1 protein-coding gene is annotated in these 747 nt (G+C 35.7%); it reads right to left on the reverse strand.

The window, feature by feature from the left end; genetic code table 11:
* Positions 1-87: 87 nt before the first annotated feature.
* Positions 88-747: Gfo/Idh/MocA family protein (locus QD409_RS35450; RefSeq protein WP_430765039.1), on the reverse strand; the 660-nt coding region annotated here is incomplete at its 5' end.

Genomic DNA, 747 nt, shown 5'->3' on the forward strand with positions numbered 1-747 from the left:
GTTTATATTTTTGATGTATTGTACATGAATTCCTTATTACTTCAACAAGAAAAAGAGAGCTGAAAAAAATTTCAGCTTTCTTTTTTGTTAAATATTATCTGCCGCGAAAATAATATTAGCGTCCATGCGCGCTTCTACCACTTTTTCCATAACAGAACGACTATAATCAAGCAAGCTATAGCAGCGGTTATAATCCTTCGTTTTATAGATGTCATTAAACTTGAGCAGTTCATAGTATAAATTGTTCATAGATGTTTGCTCATTAAATTCTGTCTTAGCTTCGTCATTGTGAAGAATTACCCGTCTGCAGCCATTTGCTCCGTTTTCAACATGAATATAGCCTTTTTCTCCTTGAATCATCACAAAGTTCTCGCTGCGAGTATCCTTTGCACCGGCACACACGGCAATAAAGTCTGGATAAGTTAATAACAGGACGCCAGATGTATCGATACCATTTGAATGTTTATTGGCGGTATAGCTCAGTTTCTCTGGGGTACCAAAGAGACCCATCACAAAATGCAAGTTATAGATATTAATATCAACGAGAGAGCCGCCAGAGAACTGCGGATTAAAGACGTTTGGTATCTCGCCGGCAAGCAATGCATTATATTTGCTGGAATATTGACTATAGTTGCATTGGACAAGCTTTATTTGCCCAATTTTATTGATATTTTCTTTTATAATTTGATAGTTTGGCAAATGGATGGTTGTAATTGCTTCAAATAACATTAAGTTATTTTGTTTTGC

The organism is Rhizobium sp. BR 315, from assembly GCF_050577975.1.
Lineage (GTDB): Bacteria > Pseudomonadota > Alphaproteobacteria > Rhizobiales > Rhizobiaceae > Rhizobium > Rhizobium miluonense.